This is a genomic window from Vibrio hangzhouensis (assembly GCF_900107935.1).
GTDB lineage: Bacteria > Pseudomonadota > Gammaproteobacteria > Enterobacterales > Vibrionaceae > Vibrio > Vibrio hangzhouensis.
Window position 1 is genome coordinate 43,612 of sequence record NZ_FNVG01000026.1, and the last position, 15,830, is coordinate 59,441.

Annotated in this window: 15 protein-coding genes and 1 tRNA gene; 7 read left to right on the forward strand and 9 right to left on the reverse strand. The window is 49.1% G+C overall.

Features of this window, described 5'->3' with window-relative positions; translation table 11 throughout:
• The first annotated feature begins 334 nt into the window (after positions 1-334).
• The 7 genes from C4S60_RS19650 to ruvX all read left to right on the forward strand — a co-directional run bounded on the left by C4S60_RS19650 (position 335) and on the right by ruvX (position 5,299).
• Positions 335-1,129, forward strand: coding sequence for a DUF2189 domain-containing protein (locus C4S60_RS19650; protein WP_103882044.1), 795 nt, complete (start codon positions 335-337; stop codon positions 1,127-1,129).
• Positions 1,130-1,198: 69 nt separating this feature from the next.
• The gene (locus C4S60_RS19655; RefSeq protein WP_244183149.1) at positions 1,199-1,708 is read left to right on the forward strand and encodes a SprT family zinc-dependent metalloprotease; all 510 of its coding nucleotides are present in this window, start codon (positions 1,199-1,201) and stop codon (positions 1,706-1,708) included.
• A 66-nt stretch (positions 1,709-1,774) separates the two neighbouring features.
• Positions 1,775-2,485: a deoxyribonuclease I gene (endA, locus tag C4S60_RS19660; RefSeq protein WP_103882045.1), complete on the forward strand. Its 711-nt coding sequence runs from the start codon at positions 1,775-1,777 to the stop codon at positions 2,483-2,485.
• Positions 2,486-2,565: 80 nt separating this feature from the next.
• Positions 2,566-3,297, forward strand: a complete 732-nt coding sequence (gene rsmE, locus C4S60_RS19665; RefSeq protein ID WP_103882046.1) for a 16S rRNA (uracil(1498)-N(3))-methyltransferase — start codon at positions 2,566-2,568, stop codon at positions 3,295-3,297.
• A 13-nt stretch (positions 3,298-3,310) separates the two neighbouring features.
• Complete coding sequence (gshB, locus tag C4S60_RS19670; RefSeq protein ID WP_103882047.1) at positions 3,311-4,258, forward strand: glutathione synthase; 948 nt, start codon at positions 3,311-3,313, stop codon at positions 4,256-4,258.
• Between the two features lie 17 nt (positions 4,259-4,275).
• Entirely contained in the window at positions 4,276-4,845 is a 570-nt protein-coding gene (locus C4S60_RS19675) for a YqgE/AlgH family protein (RefSeq protein WP_103882058.1), read from the forward strand.
• Positions 4,846-4,873: 28 nt separating this feature from the next.
• Positions 4,874-5,299: a Holliday junction resolvase RuvX gene (gene ruvX / locus C4S60_RS19680; RefSeq protein ID WP_103882048.1), complete on the forward strand. Its 426-nt coding sequence runs from the start codon at positions 4,874-4,876 to the stop codon at positions 5,297-5,299.
• Between the two features lie 52 nt (positions 5,300-5,351).
• Here the strand turns inward: ruvX and luxS are convergent, their stop codons facing one another.
• The 9 genes from luxS to C4S60_RS19725 all read right to left on the reverse strand — a co-directional run bounded on the left by luxS (position 5,352) and on the right by C4S60_RS19725 (position 15,825).
• Entirely contained in the window at positions 5,352-5,870 is a 519-nt protein-coding gene (luxS, locus tag C4S60_RS19685) for an S-ribosylhomocysteine lyase (RefSeq protein WP_103882049.1), read from the reverse strand.
• 109 nt (positions 5,871-5,979) lie between these two features.
• Positions 5,980-7,572 carry a glutamate--cysteine ligase gene (gene gshA / locus C4S60_RS19690; RefSeq protein WP_103882050.1) on the reverse strand — a complete coding sequence of 531 codons (1,593 nt, stop codon included), beginning with the start codon at positions 7,570-7,572 and terminating at the stop codon, positions 5,980-5,982.
• 112 nt (positions 7,573-7,684) lie between these two features.
• The gene (locus C4S60_RS19695) at positions 7,685-10,543 is read right to left on the reverse strand and encodes a M16 family metallopeptidase (protein ID WP_103882051.1); all 2,859 of its coding nucleotides are present in this window, start codon (positions 10,541-10,543) and stop codon (positions 7,685-7,687) included.
• A gap of 9 nt (positions 10,544-10,552) precedes the next feature.
• Positions 10,553-11,008, reverse strand: coding sequence for a YqaA family protein (locus C4S60_RS19700; protein WP_103882052.1), 456 nt, complete (start codon positions 11,006-11,008; stop codon positions 10,553-10,555).
• Positions 11,002-11,952, reverse strand: a complete 951-nt coding sequence (locus tag C4S60_RS19705) for an NADP-dependent oxidoreductase (protein ID WP_103882053.1) — start codon at positions 11,950-11,952, stop codon at positions 11,002-11,004. Before C4S60_RS19705 ends, C4S60_RS19700 begins: the two co-directional genes overlap by 7 nt.
• A gap of 171 nt (positions 11,953-12,123) precedes the next feature.
• Positions 12,124-13,254, reverse strand: coding sequence for a sodium ion-translocating decarboxylase subunit beta (locus C4S60_RS19710; RefSeq protein ID WP_103882054.1), 1,131 nt, complete (start codon positions 13,252-13,254; stop codon positions 12,124-12,126).
• A 9-nt stretch (positions 13,255-13,263) separates the two neighbouring features.
• Complete coding sequence (gene oadA, locus C4S60_RS19715; protein WP_103882055.1) at positions 13,264-15,048, reverse strand: sodium-extruding oxaloacetate decarboxylase subunit alpha; 1,785 nt, start codon at positions 15,046-15,048, stop codon at positions 13,264-13,266.
• 32 nt (positions 15,049-15,080) lie between these two features.
• Complete coding sequence (locus tag C4S60_RS19720; RefSeq protein ID WP_103882056.1) at positions 15,081-15,338, reverse strand: oxaloacetate decarboxylase subunit gamma; 258 nt, start codon at positions 15,336-15,338, stop codon at positions 15,081-15,083.
• 410 nt (positions 15,339-15,748) lie between these two features.
• Positions 15,749-15,825 (reverse strand) — tRNA-Arg (locus C4S60_RS19725).
• Between the last annotated feature and the right edge of the window lie 5 nt (positions 15,826-15,830).

Here is a 15,830-nt window from a genome sequence, read left to right on the forward strand (position 1 = left end):
AAGCCCTCAAAATATTTTGAGGGCTTTTTCTTTTCTTAATTGCTAGCCAATTCAAACACTTTGTTGCATTTTTGTTAATTTTTATTACTGCAGCACGTTTTTTATACCTTTCATAAAATTGTGTTTTCTGCCAACTAGGTCAATAGTTAATCAAAAGTGCCCTTGCAAACAGACCATTTAGGTCTGATGTTCGTAATGTAAGTTAATAGAGCACTTATGAAGGGAAGACGCTAGACAACGAAGCTAAGCTAGAACGATTTTGTGCTGGATGAACAGCTTCGATAGCGCCGTGCCCTGAAAAACGTAGGCCAGTTTGTCAAATCAGGGAGGACATATGCCTCGAACTGTTAACTCCGACGACTTCCGTAAGAAGCATGAAGTCAGGGATCAAGATTACGCTAAAACTATTCCATGTAACCAACTGAGTGTATCTGCACCATTTCATTGGCTGGCGCTCGGGTTGCACGACCTCATTCGAATGCCGATCATCAGTGCCTTTTATGGCTTGTGTTTCACCGCCGCCGCGGTGGCGATTGTTCTGTTGGTTGAATGGCAGGGAACACATCTGGTGATTATGCCCAGTCTGGTTGTCTATATGCTAATAGGGCCATTTTTGGCGCTTGGGCTGTATGATGCAGCCTGGGAACGGGAAAGAGGTCACAAACCCAGTCTGTTCCACTCCATGAAAGCGATCGGCAGAAACTCTACCTCTCAATGGGCCTTTGCGGTGCTATTGGCCGTTGCCATGATCTTCTGGATGCGCATTGCTGCGCTGCTCCACGCACTTTATCCTTCGGTACAAGGCGCTCCGCTCACCGAGTTTGCCCCTTTCCTAATTACCGGGAGTGTGGTTGGAGCCGTCATCGCGGCTGTCATTTTCAGTATTTCGGCTTTCTCAATTCCGCTCATGATGGAACGCAGGGTCGATATCATGACCGCCGTATTCACCAGTTTTAATGCGGTGAAATCGAATATTCCAGCCATGATCGTCTGGGCTTTGATCATCTGTGGCGGTATTCTGATCGGCTTTGCCACTTATGGCATCGGCATGATGGTGACCATGCCGATTTTGGGATACGGTACTTGGCATGCTTATCACGCGACCATTAAAAAGAAACATCACCCTTAGAAGATTGCATTCGCTCGTAAGCCATCTAGAATAGCGCCTGTTGTGGCGCTATTTTATTGGTTTTAACACGTGAACTCTCCTATTTCAGAACAACTCAACTATCAAACTCTGAAACGGCTATCCCGTTGTATAGAACAAGCCAGAGCCTATTTTCAGCGTGATTTTCCCATGCCAGCTCTAAGCTACAAACTGCGAGGAAAAGCAGCGGGTAAAGCGTATTTGCAAATCTGGGAAATTCGACTGAACCCCACCCTATTGATTGAAAACCAGCAAACCTTTCTTGATGAAGTGATTCCCCATGAAGTGGCTCACCTGATTACCTACGCCTGTTTTGGTCGAGTTCGTCCTCACGGTAAAGAATGGCAGGAAATCATGCGCCGGGTGTTCTCCGTCGAACCGAACACGACGCATTCAATGAACATACAGTCCGTACAGGGTCGTACATTTGAATACCAATGCCAGTGCGACACTTTTCCCGTCTCCATAAGAAGACACAACAAAGTGATGCGTCAGCAAGCCAGTTATCGCTGTCGTAAATGTGGAACTCAAATCGCCTTTACCGGCAAGCAACTGAGCTAACCATCTATAGATAAGGTCTTTTTTGCGGGTTAAACTAGGTTATCTAAACCTTTTCTAAGACTCGCTATGACTCGATATACCCACTTCATCAGCCTAGTTACGGCCAGCCTGATATCCTTCGCTGCCGTCAGTGCTCCCCCTAGCAGCTTCAGCAAGGCTAAGAAAGAAGCCGTCAAGATCTATGCCGATCATCCGGTCAGCTTTTACTGTGGCTGTGATATTCAGTGGCAGGGAAAAAAAGGCGTTCCTGACCTCAGTTCATGTGGATATCAGGTACGTAAACAACAAAAAAGAGCCAGTCGCATCGAATGGGAACACGTCGTCCCGGCATGGCAATTTGGCCACCAGCGACAATGCTGGCAGGATGGTGGACGCAAAAACTGCACCCGAAATGACCAACAGTTTCGCCTGATGGAAGCGGATCTGCACAATCTGACTCCGGCTATTGGTGAGGTCAACGGTGATCGCTCGAACTACAACTTTTCTCAGTGGAATGGCATCGATGGGGTTAGTTATGGACGCTGTGAGATGCAGGTGAACTTTAAACAACGTAAAGTCATGCCACCGGATCGTGCTAAAGGATCCATCGCTCGTACCTACCTCTATATGAGCAAGGAATACGGTTTCAAGCTCTCCAAGCAACAAACACAACTGATGCATGTCTGGAACAAAGCCTATCCGGTTGACGCCTGGGAGTGTACCCGAAATGAACGCATTCGACGGATACAGGGTAATGACAATCCATTTGTCGCCCAAGCTTGTAAAAATCCGAGCTAATTCATAAGCCAAGCCCTTGTAATTTGAAAGGCTGGCATCCATCTTATACCTCATTACTGTTTTGTTCTTTGGAAATGACTATGCGCATACCTCGTATCTACCACCCTGAAACCATCAACACTCTGGGAAGCTTAGCGCTAAGCGAAGATGCTGCGGGCCATATTGGCCGGGTATTGCGTATGAAAGAAGGTCAGGAAGTGCTGCTGTTTGATGGCAGTGGCCATGAGTTCCCTGCAACCATCACCAACGTCGGAAAGAAGAATGTCGACGTTGATGTCACCGAAAAAATCGCCGCGAGTATCGAATCGCCACTGAACCTTCATTTGGGTCAGGTGGTCTCTCGGGGTGACAAGATGGAGTTTACGATTCAAAAGTCAGTGGAACTGGGCGTTAACACCATTACTCCCCTCATCTCTGAACGTTGTGGTGTCAAACTGGACGCCAAACGTTTTGAAAAAAAGCTCCACCAGTGGCAAAAAATTGCTATCAGTGCTTGTGAACAGTGCGGGCGCAACACGATTCCAGTAATTAGACCCATCATGTCTCTGGAACAGTGGTGTGCCGAACCCTCTGAAGCACTGAAACTCAATCTGCATCCAAGAGCAAAATACTCAATCAATACCTTGCCAGAACCAGTCAGCAAAGTACGCCTGCTGATAGGCCCGGAAGGAGGCCTCTCTGCGCAGGAAATTGAAATGACAGAACAATATCAATTTGAAGAAACCCTGCTTGGTCCTCGTGTATTGAGAACAGAAACAGCAGCTCTGACTGCCATTACTGCACTTCAGGTACGCTTTGGCGATTTAGGTTAACGGGAGAAAAATAATGCTCAAACTCGGCATCGTGATGGACCCAATTTCATCCATCAACATCAAAAAAGACTCTAGCTTTGCCATGATGTTGGAAGCGCAGCGTCGCGGCTATGAAATCCACTATATGGAAATGAATGATCTGCACTTGGATCAAGGGACTGCCGTCGCTGACACCAAGATCGTAACGCTAAAAGAAGATCCGAATGGTTGGTATGAATTTAAATCTGAACAAACCATCGAACTGTCAGAGCTAGATGCTGTCTTAATGCGTAAGGATCCACCGTTCGATACTGAGTATATCTACGCTACCTACATTCTGGAACGTGCCGAAGAAAAAGGCACCCTGATCGTCAACAAGCCACAAAGCTTACGTGATTGTAATGAAAAGCTGTTTACCGCTTGGTTCCCTGAATTAACGCCCACCACGATCGTGACGCGCAAAGCGGATAAAATTAAACAGTTCAGAGAGCAACATGGCGATGTGATCCTGAAACCGCTGGACGGTATGGGTGGCGCGTCAATCTTCCGTGTAAAACAGGGGGATCCGAACGTTTCAGTCATCATCGAAACACTGACCAATCATGGGCAGAACTATGCGATGGCTCAGACCTTCGTTCCTGACATCAGCAACGGCGATAAGCGTATTCTGGTGGTTGACGGTGAGCCTATGCCATACTGCCTGGCCCGCATCCCGGCAGAAGGCGAAACGCGCGGCAATCTAGCCGCAGGCGGTACGGGGGAAGCACGTCCCTTAAGTGAGACAGATAAGCAAATAGCAGAGGCGGTCGCTCCAACATTGAAGGAGAAAGGTCTAATATTTGTGGGGCTGGATGTCATCGGTGATAAGCTCACCGAAATTAACGTGACCAGCCCTACCTGTATTCGTGAAATTGAAGCAGCCTTTGATATTTCGATCACCGGTAAGCTCATGGACGCTATAGAGCGCCGTTTAGGGAAGTAATGGACAGAGAGGCGATCATGAATCTAGCAAATCACTTTCTTGTCGCAATGCCAGGCATGAAAGATCCCTACTTTCAACGCAGCGTAATTTATGTGTGTGAACACAATGAAGATGGTGCGATGGGGATCATGATCAGTACGCCTATCGATGTGACCGTGGCCAGTATGCTGAAACAGGTTCAGATAGACCTGCCTATCGCCTCCCAAACCACGCATAGCAAGAGCCTTGATGAGCCGGTCCTGAATGGTGGACCGGTAGCAGAGGATCGTGGGTTTATTATTCATAGACCCAAAGATAAATATCAGTCCAGCATTAAGATCACCGATAACGTGATGGTAACAACGTCCAAAGACATTCTCGCGGTATTGGGCACAGATGCTCAACCGGAAAACTATCTTGTTGCCTTAGGCTACTCCGGCTGGAGTGCCGGACAGTTAGAAAGTGAACTGGCGGATAACTCCTGGCTCACGGTGGAAGCCGATACCAGCATCATTTTTGATACCCCTGCAGAAGAGCGATGGAGCAGTGCCGTCGCTAAACTAGGCATCGATATTGCTCAACTGTCTTCCGACGTTGGACACGCGTAACCGTCTATTCTAATCACAAAGAGAACCTATGACCTCCAGAACTATTATTGCCTTTGACTACGGCACCAAAAGCATTGGCAGTGCTATCGGGCAAGAAGTCACCGGAACCGCCAGTCCGCTAAAAGCATTTAAGGCCAAAGATGGCGTCCCCAACTGGGACGATATCGAAGCCATGCTTAAAGAGTGGCAGCCTGACCTGATCGTCGTCGGCCTGCCCACAGACCTTCATGGCAAAGCGCTGGAAACCATCACGCCAAGAGCGAAAAAGTTTGCAAATCGTATTCACGGACGCTTCGGCCTGCCAGTGGAATTGCATGACGAGCGTCTTTCGACAGCCGAGGCCCGGGCCGAGTTGTTTGAAATGGGCGGTTACAAAGCTCTGTCTAAGGGCAACGTCGACTGCCAGTCTGCGGTCGTGATACTGGAAAGCTGGTTCGAAGCTCAGTGGGGCTAACCCGGCACAAAAAAGGATGGCATCGCCATCCTTTTTTATTTGTCGTCAGTGATCAGTCGACTTTCAGCTCTTGAAGCATAGACTCAGGCAGAGCCAGTTCATCATTCTTATTGACCTGAATGCCCGCAGCAATGATGTTCTCAGCGATCGCCTTAGCCTCGTCCAACGAGTGCATCGCTGCAGTTCCACACTGATATTCGTTCAGCTCAGGGATCTTATTCTGGCTTTCAACCTTAAGCACATCGTGCATTGCGTTCAGCCAGGCATCCGCGACCTGCTGCTCAGACGGCGTACCAATCAAGCTCATGTAAAAACCGGTACGGCAGCCCATTGGAGAAATATCGATAATTTCTACTGAGTCACCATTCAGGTGGGCACGCATAAAGCCAGCGTACAGGTGCTCCAGCGTATGAATACCTCTCTCCGACAAGATGTCTTTGTTTGGTACAGTAAAACGCAGGTCAAACACAGTGATGGTATCACCTTTCGGGGTTTGCATGGTTTTCGCAACTCGAACCGCTGGTGCGTGCATTTTCGTGTGATCTACCGTAAAGCTATCCAGTAGTGGCATGGTCAATTCTCCTTCGTGTTGCTTGCCCGACAGGCAGGGCAAGCACATTATTTGTAGCCCGATTGTAAGTGGCCCGATGACGAGGTGCAACCTCAGTCATTCATCCAACTCATTGATTCATAGCCTGAGCCCGCTCAGGGGTAAGGTAAGCAAAATAATCGCTCAGGAAGTCATCAAAATTAACGCTGTCTGACGCTTCAATGACTTTTTGTACCTCAACGGAGCGGATAACTTCGTTTTCCATCAAGTCCGATGAATACACCTGGTACTCATGCGACAAGTTTTTCTGACGATACTCTTTACCCAGTTCGCAACCCACTTTACCCAAACCACCCAGTTCAATGGTCTTCTTCAGGATACGCCCAGAGATTGACCGTTCAGGGTCTTCATTCCAGCTTTCCAGTGTATCGCATACCTGTTGGTAATCGTTGTTGCCATGCGCGGCATCCATCAACTTCGCAATCTCACGCAAGTCAGCAAACACACGCTTGACCCAGGACTGGCTGTCAAGCACCTCACCATGGCAACCAATTTGCAATGGCAACCCGACCTGACGACCTTCAGTAATGACTTTGTTCCAGTTCTCACGCCAACACGCCAGTTCACAGTCATCCATCGGTTCAGAGTCTTTCAGTACACACCAGGTCAGGAACAAATCCAAGAAACGAACCTGATCGGCCGTGATCCCTATCGGGCTGAACGGATTGACGTCCAGAGAGCGCACTTCTATGTATTCAACACCACCACGAGACAGAGCTTCTGACGGCTTCTCTCCGCTGCTTGCTACGCGCTTAGGACGAATCGGAGCGTACAGCTCATTTTCTATTTGCAGTACATAATCATTTAACTGGCGGTATTCACCATCCACTTTAACACCGATCTTAGCAAACTCTTCTGACGGCGTATGAATCGCCTGATTCAGGCCCTCTAAGTATTGATCCAGACTGTTAAAGCCAATTTTCAAAGCACTTTGCCCACTGTTAGTGTAACCCAGGTCGCTCAGTCGCAGAGAAGTCGCTTTCGGTAAATACAGAGTGCCACCAATCTTTTCAAACGGAAGCTTAGTCTCTTTTCCCTGTATAAAGGACGAGCAGATAGCAGGAGACGCACCAAAGAAATAAGGGATTAACCAACCAAAACGGTAGTAGTTACGAATCAGACCAAAATATGCCTCTGATTTAGCGTCTTGTCTCGTTTGTTCATCTTGCTCACCAAACAAGGCATCCCAGAACGTCTCAGGAAAAGAGAAGTTAAAATGAACACCGGAGATGACTTGCATCAGACTGCCGTAACGATGCTTGAGGCCCTGTCTGTACAGGGTCTTCATACGACCCGAATTGGAGCTTCCATACTGAGCCAACGTGATGTCATCTTCGGAACCGACGTAACACGGCATCGACAATGGCCACAGTTTCTCATCACCCAGTTTGCTTTGTGTGAAGTGATGAATATCGGATAACTGATTCAACAGCGTATCAACATCACGGGAAACTGGCGTAATAAACTCCAGCAATGACTCAGCAAAGTCGGTTGTGATGTATTCATTAGTGAGGGCAGAGCCTAACGCTTGAGGGTGAGGCGTTGTCGCCAGCTGACCATCGTTGGTGTAACGTAACGATTCTCTTTCCACACCGCGTCCAAACTGTTGGAAAATGGTCTTCTCTTTAGCAACTTGATCCAGTCGCTTAGCAAAATTAGTCACAATGCGATTCGCTTATAGGTTGTAATTCCAATTGAGAGCAGGGCGAAAGCCGGACAGATTCATCCATCTCGTATAGTGTTCAGGTATCGCCCATTCCTCCTATATGGTCACTCTACTGGGAGATTTCAAGCTCTTTAATCGGAATATTGAGTTTCTCAAGCTGCGGTTTCAGGCCATTGGCATCGCCCACGACAATGATCTGATATTGGCTTGGGTCAAACCATTTGGCGGCCAACTGATTCAGAGTGGCTTTGTCGACCGATTCGACGATTTCATTGCGTTGCTTAAGATAATCCTTATCCAAACTATAGGTTAAAATCGAAGAAAGTAAGCTGGCTTTTTGGCTTGGTGTCTCGTAAGTCAACGCATCTTGCTGACCTACGGCCAGGCGCATAAAGTTCAGTTCTTCGTCCGTCATGCCATTTTCGCTGTAGTTTTTCAGCTCACTTACCAGTTCTTCAATGGACGGTATGGTCGCGTCCGCACGGACCTGCGCACTGAAAACGATGGCGCCAATCTCACGGTTGCTGGCAAAATAGCCGCTTGCCCCATAGGTATAGCCCTTATCCTCTCTCAGATTCTGGTTAATACGACTGTTGAAGTTACCCGCCAGATTGAAATTCGCCAATCGACTCAGGTACAGCTCTCCCGTGGCATCAAACGGCAGGCCTCGACGCACCAGACGAACAATACTCTGAGGCGCTGAAGGCTTGTCAATCAGGTAGATGTGTTGCCCTTGCAGTGCCTTAACCGTTTCCGGGCGGATCAAAGGCGCCGCTTCGCCCTTCCAGTTTTTCCAGAACTGTAATTGCTTGGCAACCTGCTTGCTGGAAATATCACCGACAACAACAAGTTGTGCTCCCTGTGGGGTATAGTGCTTGCGGTAAAACGCCTTTACATCCTCCAGCGTCAGCGCTGATATCGATGACTCAGTGCCATCAGATGAGCGCCCGAACACCGAATCGCCAAACAACACTTCTCTTGTCGCCTGTGAGGCCATCCAGCTTGGTTTCTGATGCTGATACACCAACCCCTCCAATGTTTGAGCTTTAAGACGCTCAAAGTCTGCGGGTTTCATCGCTGGATTAAACAGAATGTCTTCGAGCAGTGCCAGAGTTTGTGGCAAATTCTTCTCCAGTGCAGATACCGATACACGCGTGGTATAAGCACCTGCGCTAAAGCCAATCTGACTTCCCAAACGATCCAACTCAGCCTGCAACTGTTCTACGCTGCGGGTTGTAGTTCCCTCTTCCATCATTGCTGCCGTAAGTCCCGCCAGACCCTCTTTCCCTCTAGGGACATAGCGATCCCCTGCGGGTAACTGAAAATGGATTTCAACCGTCGGTGTTTCACTGGTCTCCGTTCCCAGTAATTCGCTGCCATTGGCAAAATACATTTCATACAGCTCAGGCATCTTGGCTTTGACCCCTTGTGCCACTTCGGGCATCACACTGCGGTCAAAATCATCGACGGGACGACGTAAAGCGAGTTGATCTTCTGTCACTTTGTCGTATTCAGGTAGCGTTCTCGGTGGCGTCACAAAGTTCGCTGGCGCTACCGCCATATCTGCACGTCCTACTGGAACCACACTCAGAGTGACCTTATGCTTGTCATTAATAAAAGTCTTGTAAGCTGCGCTCACCGCTTCAGGTGTAACTGCACGGATTCTTGCCAGTTGTTGCTCTAAACGATCGGGTTGGCCAAAAAACGTCTCGTTAGACGCCAGTTGCGATACTTTTCCTTTCACGCTCTGCAAGGCAAACACTGCACCAGATTCCGACAGACCAGTGATCTGCTGCAATCGCTCTTCACTGATGCCCTGATTTTCAAACTCGTCCAGGGTCGAAAGCAGCTCGTTATAGAGGGATTTCAGGCCATCTTTGTCCGTTGAGGCCCCCATCGCATACACATAGAAATTACAGGCCAGCTCATTACAGTCATTAAAGGCCCCTGCATCCAGTGCTTTCTGTGTTTTGATCAGTTTTTGGTATAACAGACTGTTGGTACCACCACCGATGGCGTCTGCCATAGCCTCCAACACCGCTTGATCCTCAGCACCACGGTAACTGCTTGTTGGCCAGCCGATCACGACCATTGGCTGACGAATACGATCCTCCAGTGTCACATACCGGTCTTGTGGCAGCACAGCTGGCTGTTTCGGTGCCTTGTTTACCTCAGGGCCTCTTGGGATCGACCCAAAGTACTTGCTCACCCACTGAAGGGTTTGTGCTTTATCGATATCTCCACCAATTGTCAGCACCGCGTTGTTCGGACCATACCAACGCAAGAAGAAGGCTTTAAGATCATTCACATCCACACGGTCCAGATCCTCGACATAGCCGATCGGTTGCCATGAGTACGGGTGACCTTCGGGGAACATCGCCTCGCCCATTTTCTCCCAGACCAGACCGTAAGGACGATTATCATAGTTTTGCGCGCGTTCGTTCTTTACCGTATCACGCTGAATTTCAAACTTATGCTGTGACACCGCCCCCAGCAGGAAGCCCATGCGATCGGCTTCCAGCCATAGCATTTTTTCCAACTGGTTGGACGGTACCGTTTCGAAGTAGTTCGTGCGGTCACGGGTCGTCGTGCCATTCAGTGTGCCACCAGCCTCGGTGATGATCTTAAAATGCTGCTGGTCACCAACATGTTCCGAGCCCTGAAACATCATGTGCTCAAAGAAATGCGCAAAGCCCGATTTACCTACTTCTTCACGGGCAGAACCCACGTGATAGGTGACATCCACATGAACCAGAGGATCGGAGTCGTCAGGAGCAAGAATCACTGTGAGCCCGTTATCCAGTTGGTACTTGGAGTAAGGGATCATCACCTTATCAGGATCCGCTTTTGTCTCTTCGATTAACGTCACTCCCGACGGCAGCAGGCTGTTGTTCTGTGTCGACGATTCATTACTGCTACAACCGTAAATAAAGACTATCGACAATAAGCCGAACCAGATCTTTTTCATAAATGCTCCTTAGAAAAGACCATAGAATATTGCTGTCAGAGCTGCATAACGCAGGGCTTTCCCTACCGCAATCAGCACGACACAAGGTAGAAACTTCATCCGCAGCCAACCTGCGGCTAAACAGAGAGGATCGCCAATGACGGGTAGCCAGCTAAAAAGCAAAGTCCAATAACCATACTTTTGTAACCAGGCCATGGCTTTATGACCGTGCTTCTCGTTTTGAGTTCGATTCGGAAGCCAAATTCCGATCCAGTAATTGGTCAGGCCCCCCAGTGTATTACCCACAGTGGCAACCAGCACAATCATCGCCGGCTCATATTGCTGCAAACTGAGTGTTGCAACCAGGCCCGCTTCCGAACCACCTGGCAATAACGTGGCACTTAAAAATCCTGACACAAACAGGACGGCGAGTGCGGAGTCGGCAAACCATGACTCCGCAAGCGTTTGAGAAAATGTTTCTAGCATTGCATATCAAGTAAGACTTTGCCGCGAGTGCGACTGGATTCCACCTGTTGATGCGCAGCAACAACCTGTTGATATGGGTAGACATGTTGGATCTCCGTTTTCAGCAATCCAACGCCCACCATATAAAGTAAGGTTTCCATCTGCTTGGTATCTGGTGATACCAACATACCGCTGGCTTCAAAGCCAAGTAGCTGTGCTTTTTCACACACCAGTTCAGCAGTAATGGTTGGGATAGTCACGACACGGGCATTATCCTTGAGGCACTTCAGTGCATCCAGTGCAACGTCACCACCCACCAGATCGATAAGTACATCCACGTCACTGACTCGTTCTGAGGCTGGGGCAAACTGGTAATTAATAGCGTGAGCACCCAATGTGGCCAGATAATCCAGATTACGTTCGCTGCAAGTAGTGTAGACTTCCGCTTTGGCTGCCACTGCAATCTGAACCGCGATATGCCCCACTCCACCGGCACCAGCAAGTATCAATACCCGCTCACCTTCCTGTACCTGAGCCTTATTGATCGCTTGAGCAGCGGTCTGCCCTGCCAGAGGAAGCGCTGCTGCGGCTTCCAGAGTGACAGTATTTGGGAGCGCCGTCAGTTCTGCCTCGGGGACGCAGACATACTGACTGTAGCCTCCCCCTCTTAGCGGAAAGCCAATAAAGCCCACTACCTGTTCACCGACCTCAAACAATTCGGAACCTTCACCTAGCCCTGCTATCGTCCCGGAGATGTCGTAACCAGGAACCCATGGCAGATTGTCTTTGTTCTCTGCTGCGGCCCAGCCCAGACCCGCTCGGGTTTTCACGTCAATCGGATTGATTCCTGAGAAAGCAACCTTCACCAATACCTCTCCCGGTTTTGGCTGAGGGACATCAACTTCCCGGAATGCCAGTACTTGTGCTGAACCAAACTCTGGAATGACTATCTGTTTACATTTCATCGAGGCTTCCTCTTGCTCATCGTGTACTCATAGTAACCCAATACCAATTCGAGTCTAGACTAACTTTTCGTCAATTCACTTGCCAGTATGTAACAATTTCAATCACTTTCCTAAACGCAAATAAAAAAAAGGGGAGCTTTCGCTCCCCCTCTTATTCACAACTGAATGGGACTATCCAACCAGTGCCAACAGAATACCTGCCGCCACTGCAGAGCCGAGTACACCGGCTACGTTCGGGCCCATAGCATGCATGAGCAGGAAGTTTTGCGGGTTTGCCTGCAAACCGACCTTGTTCACAACTCGCGCAGCCATTGGTACAGCTGAAACGCCGGCGGCACCAATTAATGGGTTAATGTCCTCTTTCGAGTACTTGTTCAGCAGCTTCGCCATGAGGACACCCGCTCCTGTACCAATACTAAATGCCACCGCACCCAGCGCCAGAATCCCCAGAGTTTCGAAGTTCAGGAACTGCTCCGCCTGAAGTTTAGAGCCGACGCCCAGACCCAGGAAAATAGTAACGATGTTGATCAGCTCATTTTGCGCAGTCTTTGACAAACGATCGACCACACCCGCTTCGCGCATCAGGTTACCCAGACAGAACATACCGACCAGCGGCGTTGCCGACGGCAAGAACAGGATCGTCATTAACAGCACCGCAAGAGGGAATAAGACTTTCTCCCCTTTGCTTACGTGACGAAGCTGCGCCATTTTGATCTTACGCTCTTCCGGCGTCGTCAGAGCCTTCATGATCGGCGGCTGAATGATAGGAACTAAAGCCATGTAGCTGTATGCAGCCACAGCAATCGCACCCAGTAACTCAGGAGAAAGTCGACTTGCCAGGAAGATCGCTGTCGGACCGTCTGCGCCACCGATAATAGCGATGGATGCAGCGTCCTGCATTGAGAACTCCATGCCAGGTACGTAGTTCAGCAAAATAGCCCCGAACAGCGTAGCAAAAATACCAAACTGCGCTGCCGCACCAAGCCATAACGTCTTAGGGTTGGCAATCAGAGCACCAAAGTCCGTCATCGCCCCTACACCCATAAAGATAAGCAGCGGGAATACCCCGGACTCAATACCGATGTAGTAGACGTAGTACAGCAAGCCACCGGGCTCCGTAAAGCCAGCATTAGGAATATTGGCGAGAATAGCACCAAAGCCGATAGGTAATAGCAATAACGGTTCAAAGCCCTTGCGAATCGCTAGAAACAACAACAGGCATCCGACCAGAATCATGCAGATCTGGCCGAATTCGAAGTTAGCGATCCCTGTTTCTGACCATAGGGTCATCAATCCTTCCATGGTACTCCCTTACGCTAAGCTAACCAAAGGTGCGCCAACCACGACTGAATCACCTTCTTTTACGTGTACATCCTGAACCACGCCACTTTGCGCCGCGCGAACTTCCGTTTCCATCTTCATCGCTTCAAGGATCAGCAGAACGTCGCCTTCCTGTACTTGAGCACCAGACGCCACATTTACCTTGAAGATGTTGCCTGCCAGAGGAGCGGCTACAGCCTCGACATTCGTCGCCGCCGGAGCAGGGGCAGCGGCCTGTGCTGAGGTGGCTGCAGGCGTCACTGAAGTCAGCTCACCTTTTGGTCCAACTTCAACATCATAAACCTGACCGTCCACTTTCACGCTGTACGATTCAATACCTTTAGTTGCCGCTGGTGCTGAGACCGGAGCAGCTGGCGCAACAACTTCCTTGCCAGGCGCAGGCTCAAAAGCATCGGGGTTGTGGCGGTTTTTGAGGAATTTCAGCCCTACTTGTGGGAACAGAGCATAGGTCAGCACGTCGTCCACCGTATCTTCTGCCAACGAAATGCCTTCCGCTTTCGCTTTCTGCAACAAATCATCAGTGAGCGTATGCAATTCTGCTTCAAGCAGATCAGCAGGTCGACAGGTAATCGCTTCTGCGCCATCCAGCACTTTCGCTTGTAGCTCAGCGTTCACTTCTGCCGGTGCTTTACCATATTCGCCTTTGAGAACACCAGCCGTCTCTTTAGTGATGCTCTTATAGCGCTCACCCGTCAGGACGTTGATGACTGCCTGAGTACCTACAATTTGCGAGGTTGGAGTCACCAGCGGAATGAAACCAAGATCTTCACGAACTCGTGGGATCTCTTCCAGCACCTCATCGATACGATCGGCCGCACCTTGCTCTTTGAGCTGGCCTTCCATATTGGTCAACATGCCACCCGGAACCTGAGCAATCAGAATGCGTGAATCCACGCCTTTTAGCTGACCTTCCCATTTCGCGTACTTCTTACGAACTTCGCGGAAGTAAGCCGCAATCGGCTCGATTTGCTCCAGTTTCAGGTTCGTGTCGCGCTCTGTGCCTTGCAGCATAGCGACAACCGTTTCCGTTGGTGTGTGACCATAAGTCTGGCTCATCGATGAAATAGCGGTATCAAGAATATCAATGCCCGCTTCTACTGCTTTGACTGCTGTCGCCGTCGACAGACCTGTTGTCGCGTGGCAGTGGAGCGCCAAAGGCACTTCACAAGACGCTTTAATGCGAGAGATCAGCTCTTCAGCTTCATAGGGTTTAAGCAGACCTGACATGTCTTTAATACAAAGCGAGTGACAGCCCAAATCTTCCAGGCGCTTCGCCAGGTCAACCCAAGTGTCAGTGTTATGAACAGGACTGGTTGTATAGGAAAGTGTGCCTTGAGCATGAGCACCGACATCCACTGCCGCTTTCACCGCTTTTTGGAAGTTACGTACGTCATTCATAGCATCAAAGATACGGAACACGTCCATACCATTTGCGTGGGCACGCTCGACAAATTTCTCGACCACATCGTCGGCATAATGGCGGTAACCCAATAGATTCTGACCTCGTAGCAGCATCTGCATTGGGGTGTTTGGCATCGCCTTTTTCAGTTCACGCAAACGCTCCCATGGGTCTTCACCCAGGAATCGGATACAGGCGTCAAAAGTTGCTCCCCCCCACGTTTCCAGCGACCAGTAGCCTACTTTATCGAGCTCTGCGGCGATGGGTAACATATCTTCAATGCGCATCCGGGTTGCGAAGAGAGACTGGTGGGCGTCACGAAGTACCACGTCCGTGATAGCTAGTGGTTTAGACATGCTCATAAACTCCTTTTAAGCTTTAACTCAATCTATTTAGCATCCGACGTGCGGTATTGATGTACAGCGGCAGAAATAGCTGCAACGACACTCGGGCTAACACCATTTGAGGGGGATTGTTGTGTTTTTATTTGGTTTGGGACTGCGATCGGCTCTGGCACTTCTTCTGGCACCAGTTTTGACATTAACCGAACGAGATAAACGAGGATTGTTAGGAATACGAATACTACAGCCATACCCGTTAGCATCAGGGCAGCTGCATCTCCTAGCTGGCTTCCAATATTAGTCATGTTGCGTCCTTTCTTTGTCATCCTGACAAGTTACTCAATCATAAATCGTGGCGTCACTGCACACTGATTGACAAGCAATGGTCTTGCATTGATCCATTGCAAGAGGTCTAGGATTATCTCGATTGGTGAAAGTTTGTCAATTTTGTTTAATCTACAGCCGTTAATAAAATGCCATTCGAATGAAAAACTATGATGAGCACGACAATTTATGGTGTATTGGCGCTTACACAGAACTTCATACTATGACCTAACCGTAGGTTTCAACATAAACAAACTGAATGTGGAAAACTGAGACACGCTTAAAATTACCGTAATTTATCGTTAAAAAACATCAAGTTGTAATAATAAGGTTATTGATATGATAAAAAATTGTTAATAAAAAACCCCGCCGAAGCGAGGTTTCTTAATGATGGCGCGCTCGGAAGGATTCGAACCTTCGACCGCCTGGTTCGTAGCCAGGTACTCTATCCAGCTGAGCTACGAGCGCGCAAC

What these genes read in the sequence shown, in the direction of transcription:
- C4S60_RS19650 (WP_103882044.1), top strand. Translation starts at nt 335, where the DNA reads ATGCCTCGAACTGTTAACTCCGACGACTTCCGTAAGAAGCATGAAGTC.
- endA (WP_103882045.1), top strand. Translation starts at nt 1,775, where the DNA reads ATGACTCGATATACCCACTTCATCAGCCTAGTTACGGCCAGCCTGATA.
- rsmE (WP_103882046.1), top strand. Translation starts at nt 2,566, where the DNA reads ATGCGCATACCTCGTATCTACCACCCTGAAACCATCAACACTCTGGGA.
- gshB (WP_103882047.1), top strand. Translation starts at nt 3,311, where the DNA reads ATGCTCAAACTCGGCATCGTGATGGACCCAATTTCATCCATCAACATC.
- C4S60_RS19675 (WP_103882058.1), top strand. Translation starts at nt 4,276, where the DNA reads ATGAATCTAGCAAATCACTTTCTTGTCGCAATGCCAGGCATGAAAGAT.
- ruvX (WP_103882048.1), top strand. Translation starts at nt 4,874, where the DNA reads ATGACCTCCAGAACTATTATTGCCTTTGACTACGGCACCAAAAGCATT.
- luxS (WP_103882049.1), bottom strand. Translation starts at nt 5,870, where the DNA reads ATGCCACTACTGGATAGCTTTACGGTAGATCACACGAAAATGCACGCA.
- C4S60_RS19695 (WP_103882051.1), bottom strand. Translation starts at nt 10,543, where the DNA reads ATGAAAAAGATCTGGTTCGGCTTATTGTCGATAGTCTTTATTTACGGT.
- C4S60_RS19700 (WP_103882052.1), bottom strand. Translation starts at nt 11,008, where the DNA reads ATGCTAGAAACATTTTCTCAAACGCTTGCGGAGTCATGGTTTGCCGAC.
- C4S60_RS19705 (WP_103882053.1), bottom strand. Translation starts at nt 11,952, where the DNA reads ATGAAATGTAAACAGATAGTCATTCCAGAGTTTGGTTCAGCACAAGTA.
- C4S60_RS19710 (WP_103882054.1), bottom strand. Translation starts at nt 13,254, where the DNA reads ATGGAAGGATTGATGACCCTATGGTCAGAAACAGGGATCGCTAACTTC.
- oadA (WP_103882055.1), bottom strand. Translation starts at nt 15,048, where the DNA reads ATGTCTAAACCACTAGCTATCACGGACGTGGTACTTCGTGACGCCCAC.
- C4S60_RS19720 (WP_103882056.1), bottom strand. Translation starts at nt 15,338, where the DNA reads ATGACTAATATTGGAAGCCAGCTAGGAGATGCAGCTGCCCTGATGCTA.